The organism is Mesorhizobium silamurunense, from assembly GCF_014843825.1.
GTDB classification, from domain to species: Bacteria; Pseudomonadota; Alphaproteobacteria; order Rhizobiales; family Rhizobiaceae; genus Mesorhizobium; species Mesorhizobium silamurunense.
Genome location: NZ_JHQR01000123.1, coordinates 1 through 10,869 on the forward strand (window position 1 = coordinate 1; position 10,869 = coordinate 10,869).

The 10,869-nt window shown below is 64.9% G+C and carries 12 protein-coding genes and 1 pseudogene; 10 read left to right on the plus strand and 3 right to left on the minus strand.

The features are described 5' to 3' along the window. Nucleotides 1-255: site-specific integrase (locus DH10_RS13975; protein ID WP_192384815.1), on the minus strand; the 255-nt coding region annotated here is incomplete at its 3' end. A 98-nt stretch (nt 256-353) separates the two neighbouring features. On the opposite strand from DH10_RS13975, the gene rimM reads away from it, so the two are divergent. After that, nucleotides 354-950 (plus strand): ribosome maturation factor RimM, encoded by a 597-nt coding sequence (rimM, locus tag DH10_RS13980; protein WP_192255884.1) that lies wholly within the window; start codon nt 354-356, stop codon nt 948-950. Beyond that, nucleotides 947-1,651 carry a tRNA (guanosine(37)-N1)-methyltransferase TrmD gene (gene trmD / locus DH10_RS13985; protein WP_192255886.1) on the plus strand — a complete coding sequence of 235 codons (705 nt, stop codon included), beginning with the start codon at nt 947-949 and terminating at the stop codon, nt 1,649-1,651. Before rimM ends, trmD begins: the two co-directional genes overlap by 4 nt. Here the strand turns inward: trmD and DH10_RS13990 are convergent. Further along, nucleotides 1,633-2,385, minus strand: a complete 753-nt coding sequence (locus DH10_RS13990; protein ID WP_192255888.1) for a sulfite exporter TauE/SafE family protein — start codon at nt 2,383-2,385, stop codon at nt 1,633-1,635. The two genes, trmD and DH10_RS13990, sit on opposite strands and share 19 nt — an antisense overlap. 413 nt (nt 2,386-2,798) lie before the next feature. On the opposite strand from DH10_RS13990, the gene rplS reads away from it, so the two are divergent. From rplS to leuC, 7 genes and pseudogenes are all read left to right on the plus strand, one after another. Next, on the plus strand, nt 2,799-3,332 hold the full coding sequence (rplS, locus tag DH10_RS13995) for a 50S ribosomal protein L19 (protein ID WP_192255890.1): 534 nt from the start codon (nt 2,799-2,801) through the stop codon (nt 3,330-3,332). 410 nt (nt 3,333-3,742) lie between these two features. Beyond that, the gene (locus DH10_RS14000) at nt 3,743-4,177 is read left to right on the plus strand and encodes an organic hydroperoxide resistance protein (protein WP_192255892.1); all 435 of its coding nucleotides are present in this window, start codon (nt 3,743-3,745) and stop codon (nt 4,175-4,177) included. Beyond that, nucleotides 4,174-4,678: pseudogene (locus DH10_RS37625) on the plus strand (MarR family winged helix-turn-helix transcriptional regulator). The gene DH10_RS14000 and the pseudogene DH10_RS37625 overlap by 4 nt, the downstream one beginning before the upstream one ends. 173 nt (nt 4,679-4,851) lie before the next feature. Then, complete coding sequence (locus DH10_RS14010; protein WP_192255897.1) at nt 4,852-5,649, plus strand: transporter substrate-binding domain-containing protein; 798 nt, start codon at nt 4,852-4,854, stop codon at nt 5,647-5,649. 266 nt (nt 5,650-5,915) lie between these two features. Continuing rightward, a complete protein-coding gene (locus DH10_RS14015; protein ID WP_192255899.1) occupies nt 5,916-6,728 on the plus strand; it encodes an amino acid ABC transporter permease in 813 nt (270 codons plus the stop codon). Between the two features lie 109 nt (nt 6,729-6,837). Continuing rightward, nucleotides 6,838-7,473, plus strand: coding sequence for a class I SAM-dependent DNA methyltransferase (locus DH10_RS14020; protein ID WP_192255901.1), 636 nt, complete (start codon nt 6,838-6,840; stop codon nt 7,471-7,473). Between the two features lie 470 nt (nt 7,474-7,943). Further along, on the plus strand, nt 7,944-9,353 hold the full coding sequence (gene leuC, locus DH10_RS14025; RefSeq protein ID WP_192255903.1) for a 3-isopropylmalate dehydratase large subunit: 1,410 nt from the start codon (nt 7,944-7,946) through the stop codon (nt 9,351-9,353). Nucleotides 9,354-9,421: 68 nt separating this feature from the next. Here the strand turns inward: leuC and DH10_RS14030 are convergent, their stop codons facing one another. Continuing rightward, nucleotides 9,422-9,736: a hypothetical protein gene (locus DH10_RS14030; protein ID WP_192255905.1), complete on the minus strand. Its 315-nt coding sequence runs from the start codon at nt 9,734-9,736 to the stop codon at nt 9,422-9,424. A gap of 125 nt (nt 9,737-9,861) precedes the next feature. On the opposite strand from DH10_RS14030, the gene DH10_RS14035 reads away from it, so the two are divergent. Then, nucleotides 9,862-10,869, plus strand: a 1,008-nt coding sequence (locus tag DH10_RS14035) for a GGDEF domain-containing protein (RefSeq protein WP_192384816.1), incomplete at its 3' end; no start/stop codon positions are given.

The following is a 10,869-nucleotide window of genomic DNA, read 5'->3' on the forward strand; positions in this document are numbered from 1 at the left end:
CGTGCGGGCGCCGGCGCCGCTGTTGCGGCGCGCGGCGAGGAAGCCGCGCAGATCGGCCGGCCGCAAGTCGGCGATATCGGAGATGCCGGGCGGTCCGCCGCAGTGTCCGGTCAAAAAATGCAGGAACTGACGGGTGTCGCGCTCATAGGCTTCGACCGTCTCCGGCGACAGCCGGCGCTCGCGCGCCAGCATCTTCAGCCAGCTTTCGCGCGCCGCCTGAAGATCGGGTTTTGCCGGGATGAGGAATTCCTGCATGGCGGCATTTTCCGGCGCGGAGGTTAGGAAGCAGTGAAGAGGCGATCATTGAAATGGCGGCCGGGGAGGGTTAGAGCAAGGCAAAGGAAGTGACGCCGATGTCGAAGCTCCAGAACCCCGTCCAGATGGCCGTGATCGGCGCCGCGCACGGCATCAAGGGCGAATTGCGGGTGAAGACGTTCACCGGCGATCCGCTGGCGCTCGCCGATTATGGGCCGCTCCAAGCCAAGGATGGCCGCACCTTCCAGATCCTCGACATCAGGCCGGCCGGCACGGTGGTGGTGGTGCGCTTCAAGGGCATCAGCGACCGCAACGCCGCCGAAGCGCTTGCCGGCACGGAACTCTTCGTCGATCGTTCGGTGCTGCCGGACGACGGCGAGGAGGACGAGTTCTACCATGCCGACCTCATCGGCCTGGAGGTCAGGGACGACACCGGCGTCATCGGCAGGGTTGTCGCCGTGCACAATTTCGGCGGCGGCGACATCCTCGACGTCACACTCGCCGGCCGCAAGGGGGTGCTCATCCCGTTCACCCAGGCGGCGGTGCCGCATGTGTCGATCGCCGACGGTTATGTCCAGGTCGATCCGCTGGCGGCGGGGTTGCTCGACGACGAGGAGAGCGAGGCGCCGGGCCATTCCGGGTTCGATCCGAAAGGCAGGCCGCGCGGACCGAAGGACGCCGGGGGCAACCGGTGAGCTTTGCCGCCTCGGTGCTGACGCTCTATCCGGAGATGTTTCCGGGCGCTCTCGGCCTGTCGCTGGCGGGCCGGGCGCTGGAGGCCGGCACATGGTCGCTGGAGGCGATCCAGATCCGCGATTTCGCCACCGACAGGCACCGCACCGTCGACGACACGCCGGCCGGCGGCGGCGCTGGCATGGTGATGCGCGCGGATGTGCTGGCCAAGGCTATTGATCACGTTTCGCCGCAAGGCGACGAACGTCCAAGGCTGCTGATGAGCCCGCGTGGGAAACCGCTCACCCAGGCCCGGGTGCGGGCGCTCGCCGCCGGGCCGGGCGCTGTCATCCTGTGCGGCCGCTTCGAAGGCGTCGACCAGCGGCTGATCGAAGCGCGTGCTTTGGAGGAAGTCTCGATCGGCGATTTCATCCTGTCGGGCGGCGAGCCGGCGGCGCTCGTGCTGCTCGACGCGGTGGTGCGGCTGCTGCCCGGCGTCATGGGCAACGTCGTCTCGGGCGAGGAAGAAAGCTTTGAGAACGGCCTGCTCGAGCATCCGCACTACACGCGGCCGCCGGAGTTCGAGGGCAGGCCAATCCCGGACGTGTTGATCTCCGGCAACCACAAGAAGATCGCGGAGTGGCGGCGCGCCCAGGCGGTGAAGCTCACTCAGGAGCGGCGGCCGGACTTGCTTGGCGCCGTGCCTCACCCCTTGGTGAAGTAATAAAAAGCCAGAAGCAGGCCGACGGCGACGACGAAGCCGCGCACGACGCCTTGCGGCACGCGTTTGGCGATCCAGACACCGGCATAGCCGCCCAGCGCGACGCCCGGGATCATGACGACCGCCTGCGGCCAGGCGATGACCCCCCCGGAAACGAAAACCAGAATGGCGACAACCGCGATCACTATGGACAGCATGTTCTTCAGCGCGTTCAGGCGGTGATAGTCGCCGGCTTGCGTCAGGCCGAGGGTCGCCAGCATCATGACGCCCATGCCTGCGCCGAAGAAGCCGCCATAAACCGCGGTCGCGAACTGCACGAGCGAACCGGCGAGCGAGCCGACCGAGGCCTGGTGCTCCGGCCCGGCCGCCGGCTTCAGCCACGGGCCGGCGGCAAACAGGGCAGTGGCGGCGATGAGCAGCCATGGCACCAGCGCCCGGAACGACGGATTGGAGAGCGCCAGAAGGATGAGCGAACCGGCCAGCGCGCCGAGAGCCGAGATCAGGCAAAGCACTAGGGCGCCGCGCCAGAAATGCCGGATATCGGTCCAATAGGCGAGCGTCGAGGCGATGTAGCCCGGCAGTTGCGTCACCGAGGAGGTGGCGTTGGCGACGATCGCCGGCAGGCCGACCAGCGTCATGGCGCCGAAGGTGAGGAAAGTGCCGCCGCCCGCAACCGCGTTGGCGGCACCCGAAGCAAAGCCCGCGAGGAAGAGCAGGACGGCATCGAAGAATGTCATTGAGGAGAAGCCCGGGGAATACGCTTTTCCCGGCTTAGAAAGCTTGCGGACCTCGCGCAACCCGGCACCGCGGCAATTGGATGGTGCCATGGCCGCAAAAAATACGCCTTTAAAGCGCGTCGCGCTGAAACGGTTTCAGGCGACGCGCTTTAAATCGTTGTTTTGATGCATGTCGTTGTCCCAGAGCCGCGCACCACTTCTGGGCGACATGCATTAAGGCGTGACAAAGCGCCGAAATAGCTGTATGTGGCCGCCCGAACCGGAAGAACGATCTTCGGGGCCCGTCAACAAATGGCGGTGTAGCCGTCCCTGTCCGATGCTTACGGCAAAGGGCATAGCCGAGCGGTCGTTGGAACTGCAAGGCGAGTCGAGGACGCTCTGGCTGTCGGAAGAACAAGAAGTGGATTTTTGAGATGGATCTCATCCGTCAGCTTGAGGCCGAGCAGGCCGCCAAGATCGAAGCCAAGCGCAAGCTGCCCGAATTCCAGCCCGGCGACACCGTGCGCGTCCAGGTGCGCGTCACCGAAGGCAGCCGCACCCGCGTCCAGGCCTATGAGGGCGTCGTCATCGCCCGCTCCGGCTCCGGCTTCCAGGAGAATTTCACCGTCCGCAAGATTTCCTACGGCGAAGGCGTCGAGCGCGTTTTCCCGGTCTACTCGCCGATGGTCGAGGCCGTCGAGATCGTGCGCCGCGGCAAGGTGCGCCGCGCCAAGCTCTATTACCTGCGTGACCGTCGCGGCAAGTCGGCCCGTATTTCGGAAAACACCGGCGTGCGCGCCCGCAAGCTGAACGACGAGGAGCGCGATGCTTTGGCCGCCGAGCGCGCCCGCATCGAGGCCGAGAAGGTCGCCGCCGCCGAGGCGCTGGCCGTCGAGAAGGCCGCGCAGGACGCCGCCGAGAAGAAGGCCGCCGAGGCTGCTTCGGCCGAGTCCGCGTCGGCCGAATAAGGCTCTCGCATCGGTCCTTTGGGACAGAGTGTTTGGAAAGGCGGCTTCGGCCGCCTTTTTCATTTGGCGGAGCGGCGAAGGCCTCTCGGCTCCCTGATCAGGTCCTATCGTGCCTGCGTTCGTGCACTGCATGCCTTGGCGATTGGCCCGAAAGATCTGCGCGTCGTCATCCACGGGCGGAGCAAGGAGCGAAGCGACGCGGCGCAGACCCGAGGATCCATGCCGTGAACGTTAAGGCATTGCAACGGTGCAGAATTCTGCTCCGCTACAAACTTCGGCTGAGGTTACGGCATGGATCCTTGGGGCTTCGCACCGCTTCGCGGTGCTACGCCCAAGGATGACGACATCCGGCTTGACATCCTGTTATCTTGTACACTAAATAATCGTGCACAAGATAAATGGAGACGAAAATGTCAGCACTCTACACCACCCAGGCTCGCGTCGTCGGTGGCCGCGCGGGTCATGCCGAGACCAGCGACGGGTTGCTCAAGGTCGATCTGGCAATGCCCAAGGAGCTCGGCGGGCAGGGCGGCGCGACCAATCCCGAACAGCTCTTCGCCGCCGGCTATGGCGCCTGCTTCGAAAGCGCGATCCGCTTCGTGGCGCGCAAAAAGAAGCTGCCGCTCGAGGATGCGGCGGTGACGGCGACCGTCAGCCTCTACCCCAACGACCAGGGCGGCTTCAGGCTGGGTGTGGCGCTGGCGGCCGAGACGAAAGGTCTTGATCAGGCGGCCGCGGAAGCGCTTGTATCCGAGGCGCACCAGATCTGCCCCTACTCCAACGCCATCCGGGGCAATATCGACGTGGCGCTTTCCACGGTGGCGCTCGCGGCAAAGGCGGCATGACGACTGAAACCGAAATTCGAGCAAGCGACGTCCCGGCCGACAGCGCCGGGACGATTGCCGTTCCGCGTCTCGATCAGCAGCTCTGCTTCGCGCTTTATTCCGCAAGCGGGCTGATGACGAAGCTTTACCGGCCGCTGCTCGACCCGCTCGGCCTCACTTATCCGCAATATCTGGCGATGCTGGCGCTGTGGCAGCGCTCGCCCATGACCGTCGGCGAGCTCAGCGAGGCGCTGGGTCTCGATTCGGCGACGCTGACGCCGCTGATCAAGCGGATGGAAGCGGGCGGCCTGGTCACCCGCCGCCGAGACAATGCGGACGAGCGCGCGGGTGCTGGTCGAGCCGACCGCCAAGGGCCAGGCGTTGCGAGCGAACATGAAGGATGTTCAGGCGGCGCTTGCCTGCAGCATGCCGCTGGAGCGAGCCGAGTTGGAAGCCCTGCATGGCACGCTCAGGCGGCTGGTCGCGGGCTTGCGCGAAGCGGTTGCGGAATCCGCGGAATAATCGCTCGCATGGCTGAGTTCGGGAACCGTGCCGATCGGAGCATGGGAATCCGCTTTGGCGCTTGTCCATGCAGTGGATCGGCTTGCAAGGCGCTTGCGGAAAGCTAAAGTCGGCGCCGGATTTTCTCTTGGCGCGCGAGCGTAGCGCGGCCAATTACTTTCGGGGAGTTTATCATGATCAAGTCGAAACTGCTGCTGGCCGCCTTGCTGGCCTGCCTTCTCGCGCCCGCTGCGGCGCTCGCCGACACGCTGCCCGATCTCGGCGGCAAGAAGGTTGTGGTGGTTACGGAAAACGCCTACCCGCCGCTGCAGTTCATCGACAAGAAGAGCGGCAAGCAGATCGGCTGGGAATATGACGCGATGGACGAGATCGCCAAGCGGCTGAACTTCAAGGTCGAGTACCAGAACACCTCCTGGGATGCGATGATCCAGGCCGTTTCCGACAACCAGTACAACATCGGCATGACCGGCATCACCATCAAGGAAGAGCGCAAGGCGAAGGTCGACTTCTCCGATCCCTATATGCGCTCGGAGCAGTTCATGCTGGTGCGCGGCGACGAGAGCCGCTTCACCGACGCCAAGAGTTTTGCCGCCTTCAAGGACGGGCTGATCGGCGCGCAGGCCGGCACCACGCCCTTCTACACCGCCGTCTACAGCGTGCTCGACGGCAATGAGCAGAACCCGCGCATAAAACTGTTCGAGACGTTCGGCGCCAGCGTCCAGGCGCTGAAGTCCGGCGATGTCGACGTGGTGCTCACCGACGGCACCGCCGGCAAGGGCTATGTCGATGCCTCCGAAGGCAAGCTCAAGCTGATCGGCGGGCCGCTCGGCACTGAGGATTTCGGCTTCATCTTCCCGAAAGGCTCCGACCTGGTGAAGCCGGTCAACGCCGCGATCGCCGCGCTCAAGGCCGACGGCACGCTCGACGCGCTGAACAAGAAGTGGTTCCTCGACTACAAGATGGGGCAGTAGGCGCTCTTGTTGAGAGCGATGTGCAACGGCGAGGGGCAGAAATCTGCAAAGGCCTCATTCCTTCCCACCCCCCTCTGTCCTGCCGGACATCTCCCCCGCAAGGGGGGAGATTGGCAGCTTCATCGACGGCGCCTTTTCTTCAACGTCGGTGATTGGCGAAAGCCGTCGCGACATCTGATCTCCCCCCTTGCGGGGGAGATGCCCGGTAGGGCAGAGAGGGGTGTGCCGGAACGCGACCGTCGTTGCTTGGTCGCCGGTATCGCCTGATGCCGCCCGCAACCTCCACCGCCAAGTCCGAATTCCCCTGGTGGCTGGCCGCCGCCCTTGTCCTCGCCTTGATCGCCGCCCTGGCGATCGCCGCGAGCGACCTCTATGCCGAAGTCTTCGCCACAGTCGCCAAAGGCATCGGCATCACCGTCTTCGTCACCGTGGTCGCTTTTGCGCTGGCCTCGGCGCTCGGGCTCGGCATCGCGCTGATGGCGCTGTCGGGGTCGCAATGGCTGCGCCAGATCGCACGCTTCTATGTCGAGATCATCCGCGGCGTGCCGATCCTGGTGCTCCTGTTCTGGATCGCCTTTGTCGGGGCGCCTGCCTTCGTCGCGGCGTGGAACGCGCTGACGGCGCCGCTGCAAAGCGCCGGCTTCATGGGCGAGCTTCTGGTGCGCGACGTGTCGCTTCTGTGGCGCGCCATCATGGCGCTGACCATCGGCTATTCCGCCTTCATCTCGGAAGTGTTCCGGGCCGGCATCCAGTCGGTCGAGAAGGGCCAGATCGAAGCGGCGAAGGCGCTGGGGCTGACACGCGTGCAGCGCTTCCGGCTGATCGTCTTCCCGCAGGCGATCCGCACCATCCTGCCGCCGCTCGGCAACGATTTCGTCGCCATGGTCAAGGATTCCTCGCTGGTCTCGGTGCTGGGCGTCGCCGACATCACTCAGATCGGCAAGATCTATGCCGCCGGCTCCTTCCGCTTCTTCGAGACCTATTCGATCGTCGCCTATGTCTATCTCATCCTGACAGTCGGCCTTTCGCTGGCGCTGCGGGCGCTGGAACAGCGGCTGCGGCGGCAGCACGAGGAATAGCCGGCAGAGGTAGTCCGCGCTACGATCGTCTTTGTTTGATGCATGTCGTTTTGCCAAAACCGCTGCACACTTTTGGGCGACATGCATCCGGCGCGAAGGAGTCAGATCCATGAATTTCGACAAGACCAATGCTGCGCTGGATTCCGTCTACACGGCAGAAACGCCGGAAGCGCTGGCCAAGGCCTATGCCGAATGGGCGGCGAGCTATGACAGCGAGACCGCCTCGCTCGGCTATCTCTTGCCCTTCCTCATCGCCGCATGGGTGGCGCGGCATGTGCCTTCGGGCGAAGGTCCGCTACTCGACGCCGGCTGCGGCACAGGGCTTTCGGGATCGTCGCTGAAGGCGCTGGGCTATGGCGACATCGCCGGCCTCGACCTCTCCGACGACATGCTGAAGATCGCCGGCAGCCGCCAGGCCTACAGCGAGCTGAAGAAGGCCATGCTCGGCGGCCCGCTGCCATGGCCGGACGGACATTTCCGCGCCTTCTTCTCGACCGGCGTCTTCACCATCGGCCACGCGCCGGCCTCCGGCCTGCACGAGCTGGTGCGCATCACGAAGAGCGGCGGCCACGCCATCTTCACCGTGCGCGACCAGGTGTTCGAAAGCGGCGGCTTCCAGGCTGTGTTCGCCGATCTCACCCAGGCAAGGAAATGGCGGCCGGTCGAGCAAAGCCCGTGGTTCCGCTGCTACGCGATCGGCGATCCGGAAGCGCTGGTGAAGGCGTTTGTGTTCGAGGTGCTTTGAGCAGGCTAAGTTTAGCGCCAGTTCCTCGCCCCCGCGCAGCGGGGGAGAGGTGGCCCGCGAAGCCGGGACGGAGCGGGGGACGACGTTGGCGACGCCAGAGCGGTCGCAAGATTGTCAGTTCCCAAGGCGGTCAGGAGGACATTAATTTCCCAACGCCGCGCAGCCCCCTCTCCGTCCCGGCTTCGCCGGGCCACCTCTCCCCACTTCGTGGGGCGAGGAACTTGAGCCACACCGCAATTGCCGAAATCGGCAAACATTGATATGAGCAGCGCCATGGAAGAGCTATTCGGCGATCCGGCCTACAAGGGTTTCGTGCTGCAGGACAGGAAGCGCCTGCCGTCGCGATTTGCCGCGCGCGTTTGCGGCGCGCTCACCAGCCGACTTAGCTGAGGCCGACCGATCCAGGTCGCTTCGCCGGCTCGAAACCCGGCGCCAGCTTATCCCATTCTCATATCGACGGATTTACGCACATGAGCGCACCGCGCACCCTCTACGACAAGATCTTCGACGACCATGTCGTCGACCGCCAGGACGACGGCACCTGCCTGCTCTATATCGACCGCCATCTGGTCCACGAAGTCACCAGCCCGCAGGCCTTCGAAGGCCTGCGCATGAGCAACCGCAAGGTCAGGCATCCGGAAAAGACGCTGGCCGTGGTCGATCACAACGTGCCGACCTCGCCCGAGCGCAAGTTCGGCATCAAGAACGAGGAAAGCCGCATCCAGGTCGAGGCGCTGGCCAGGAACGCCAAGGATTTCGGCATCGAGTACTATTCCGAGAACGACGTCCGCCAGGGCATCGTCCACATCATCGGGCCCGAGCAGGGTTTCACGCTCCCCGGCATGACCATCGTCTGCGGCGACAGCCACACCTCGACGCACGGCGCCTTCGGCGCGCTGGCGCATGGCATCGGCACGTCCGAGGTCGAGCATGTGCTCGCCACCCAGACGCTGATCCAGCGCAAGGCCAAGAACATGCTGGTGCGCGTCGACGGCCAGCTTCCGGAAGGCGTCACCGCCAAGGACATCATCCTCGCCATCATCGGCGAGATCGGCACCGCCGGCGGCACCGGCTACGTCATCGAATATGCGGGCGAGGCGATCCGCTCGCTGTCGATGGAAGGCCGCATGACGATCTGCAACATGTCGATCGAAGGCGGGGCCCGCGCCGGCCTGATCGCGCCGGACGAGACGACCTTCGCCTATGTGAAGGACAAGCCGCGCGCGCCGAAGGGCGCCGCCTGGGACGCCGCGCTCGCCTATTGGAAGACCTTGCATTCCGACGAAGGCGCGCATTTCGACAAGGTCGTCGTGCTTGATGCGCGAAAACTGCCGCCGATCGTCTCCTGGGGCTCATCGCCCGAGGACGTCGTCTCGGTACAAGGGTTCGTGCCCAATCCGGCCGATATCGCCGACGAGAACAAGCGTTCGTCGAAGCTGCGCGCGCTCGACTATATGGGGCTGATGCCGGGAACCAAGATCACCGATATCGCGCTCGACCGCGTCTTCATCGGCTCCTGCACCAATGGCCGCATCGAGGACCTGCGCGCCGCCGCCAAGGTTGTCGAGGGCAAGAAGGTCAACCCGCGCGTCAACGCCATGATCGTGCCGGGCTCCGGCCTGGTCAAGGAGCAGGCCGAAGCCGAAGGCCTCGACAAGATCTTCGTCGCCGCCGGCTTCGACTGGCGCGAGCCTGGCTGCTCGATGTGCCTTGCCATGAACGACGACCGGCTGAAGCCGCATGAGCGCTGCGCCTCGACCTCGAACCGCAATTTCGAGGGCCGGCAAGGTTTTAAAGGCCGCACCCATCTGGTGTCGCCGGCCATGGCGGCGGCGGCGGCGATCGCCGGCCACTTCGTCGACATCCGCGACTGGAAATAACCACCGGCTGCAAACGCGATAGAAGGCCCGGAGCGCACTGCGATCCGGGCCTTTTTGCTTTGTTGCGCTCAGCGGTCTCCGCGCCGAATGATCTGATGGAACTCCTCGCGCCGGCCGGGCTCGTCGGCGGCGACCACCAGCGCCAGTTTCTGCTCGTCGAAAACGCTGAACCATTCATCCCATTCGACCAGCTCATAGCCGCCGGCGTTGAACGGCCGCTCCGGGCGGTCGTTGTCCTCATAGGCGTTCTGGCCAAAAACCAGGCGCAGCATGGGTTGCGTTCCGGCTTCGGGCGAAACGTCGACGATGGCCGGAAATCCGGCGCGCGCCGCCGCCCAGGAACGGATCGCATCGTGCTCGGTCAGGGTGATTGTACCGGCCATCGGCGTTCTCCTGTTTTGTTGAGAACGCCGGTCTCCCGGAGCTGTTCCGTGGCATGGCTTAACCGCTTGTTTGCGCTTCCGGACTAGCATCTCCCCTTGGGTCAAGTTGGGAAAGTCTCGGTCCGTTGGACACCGGTCTGCTCATAGCGCTGCTCAATCCGACGATAGCGCTGGCGCTTGGCGCTGCGTTCCTCGTGCTGTGGTTTCATCAGCGCCATCGTCCCTATCTGGCGGTGCTGGCGGCAAGCTACTGCCTGTCGGCGCCGGGTTTCCTGCTGCAATATTTCACGCTTCCGTTCGGCATCGTGGCGACCAAGCTGATCTCCAACATATGCTTCACGATAGCCGCCTGCTGCCTTTCCGGCGCGATCGTCGCGCGCTACGGCCGGCGCGTGCCTTATGTCGGCATCGGCATCATGACCGGCGGCGGGCTCGCCGCCTTCGCATGGTTCATGTTCGTCCAGCCCGATCTCACCTGGCGCGTGCTCGGCATGAATTTCGGCTTCGGCGGCCTGAGCCTGCTCGTCGCCGCCGAGCTCAGGCCGGTGCGCAACAATGGGCCGACCGAGAAGATCCTGCTCGTGCTGTCGCTGCTTTCAGCACTGAACTTCACCGCCCGTACCCTGATCGTCGTCATCGCGCATGGACCGTTCCCGAGCTATGACGGCTTCTACGGCTCGTCCTATTGGACGACGGCGCTGCTTTCGCATGCGCTTCTATCGCTCCTGATCGCGCTCTGCCTGTTCACGGCGGCGGCGCTCGATGTGCTGAAGGCGCTGAAGGCCGAGACCCATACCGATCCGCTGTCCGGCCTTCTCAACCGCCGCGGCTTCGAGGAACGGGCGGCATTGCTGCTCGATCAATGCGCCAGGGCGGGGTTCCCCGTCGCGCTGGTGCTTGCCGACCTCGATCACTTCAAGGCGCTCAACGACCAGCACGGACATGAGGCGGGCGACCGGGTGATTGCCGATTTCGCCGCCAAGCTGCGCTTTGCCACGGGCGCGCGAGGCGCTGCGGGCCGCATCGGCGGCGAGGAGTTCGCTGTGCTTCTGCCGCTCAGCGATCTCGCCGCGGCGCGCCTGTTCGCCGAAGCGATCCGCACCTTCTATTCCGCCGGGGCCGTCGACGGCCTG

What these genes read in the sequence shown, in the direction of transcription:
- rimM (WP_192255884.1), top strand. Translation starts at nt 354, where the DNA reads ATGTCGAAGCTCCAGAACCCCGTCCAGATGGCCGTGATCGGCGCCGCG.
- DH10_RS13990 (WP_192255888.1), bottom strand. Translation starts at nt 2,385, where the DNA reads ATGACATTCTTCGATGCCGTCCTGCTCTTCCTCGCGGGCTTTGCTTCG.
- rplS (WP_192255890.1), top strand. Translation starts at nt 2,799, where the DNA reads ATGGATCTCATCCGTCAGCTTGAGGCCGAGCAGGCCGCCAAGATCGAA.
- DH10_RS14000 (WP_192255892.1), top strand. Translation starts at nt 3,743, where the DNA reads ATGTCAGCACTCTACACCACCCAGGCTCGCGTCGTCGGTGGCCGCGCG.
- DH10_RS14010 (WP_192255897.1), top strand. Translation starts at nt 4,852, where the DNA reads ATGATCAAGTCGAAACTGCTGCTGGCCGCCTTGCTGGCCTGCCTTCTC.
- DH10_RS14015 (WP_192255899.1), top strand. Translation starts at nt 5,916, where the DNA reads ATGCCGCCCGCAACCTCCACCGCCAAGTCCGAATTCCCCTGGTGGCTG.
- DH10_RS14020 (WP_192255901.1), top strand. Translation starts at nt 6,838, where the DNA reads ATGAATTTCGACAAGACCAATGCTGCGCTGGATTCCGTCTACACGGCA.
- leuC (WP_192255903.1), top strand. Translation starts at nt 7,944, where the DNA reads ATGAGCGCACCGCGCACCCTCTACGACAAGATCTTCGACGACCATGTC.
- DH10_RS14030 (WP_192255905.1), bottom strand. Translation starts at nt 9,736, where the DNA reads ATGGCCGGTACAATCACCCTGACCGAGCACGATGCGATCCGTTCCTGG.